The organism is Pelagimonas sp., from assembly GCF_058892305.1.
This window is the reverse complement of the sequence record NZ_JBZXVN010000097.1, coordinates 1-803: the sequence shown is the minus strand read 5'-3', so window position 1 is coordinate 803 and position 803 is coordinate 1. Positions and strand designations below refer to the sequence as shown.

The 803-nt window shown below is 56.4% G+C and carries 1 protein-coding gene and 1 tRNA gene; both read right to left on the bottom strand.

The genetic code is table 11. The features are described 5' to 3' along the window. Window positions 1-317: 317 nt before the first annotated feature. Window positions 318-394 (bottom strand) — tRNA-Ile (locus AC5EFR_RS23460). 35 nt (window positions 395-429) lie between these two features. Beyond that, window positions 430-803, bottom strand: a 374-nt coding sequence (locus AC5EFR_RS23455) for a hypothetical protein (protein ID WP_493578099.1), incomplete at its 5' end; no start/stop codon positions are given.

Sequence of the window (803 nt, the reverse complement as noted above, 5' to 3'; positions counted from 1 at the left end):
CGATCCTTGGAAACTGTCTTTATGTTACCTGCAACCGATGTACCCATGTTGGGAAGGTAGTTCATATGCCAACCGTTGGCGCGCATTTTGCGGGTCATCCTGTCGCCTCGGCTTGTTCCCGTTGCGGATCGCGTGACGGGTTTCAGGTGACTCGGAACCCTGACGCGGGCGTGAACCCGTTGTTGGATCAGCGGTTGGAAGAATATTGTGCGTGCCGTTGAGCTGAACTTCGTGTGGCACTCGGCCCGCAACCCTTTGACAAATATAGAGGCACGAAGTCGCAAAAGTACCTGGAAGGCTTTGAAATTGTTAAAATCTGGTAGGCCCGGAGGGACTTGAACCCCCAACCAAGGCGTTATGAGCACCCTGCTCTAACCAATTGAGCTACAGGCCCACCGTGTGACCTGATTATCAAAGCGACCTGTGGGGTCAAGCGCTATAGCTCAGAAATATCCAATAGATTGAAAAGAGCACCGTTGTGAGGACCGGTATCCAAATCAACCCGGCGCGAAACACGCCCCAAAACTGACCACTCATAAGATTGCGTGCGATGTCATTGCGCAGCGCGTCGTCGATCGCAATGGGGGTTTGATCTGGCGTCGGGGCGGGCAGGTCGCGCATCTTCGCCACCGCCCGCCGGGTGCCGTTGGATTTTTGAACGGCCCAGAGGGTCAGCGCCCAAACAACATGCACCAGCGTTGGGATCAGGGTGGTGAAACACATGGCCCAAAGGGCAAAGCCCTCGCTGGGGGTGCTCTTGGCCGCCGCCCAATAGGCGCGCCAATCAAGCGGCACCGTATCGG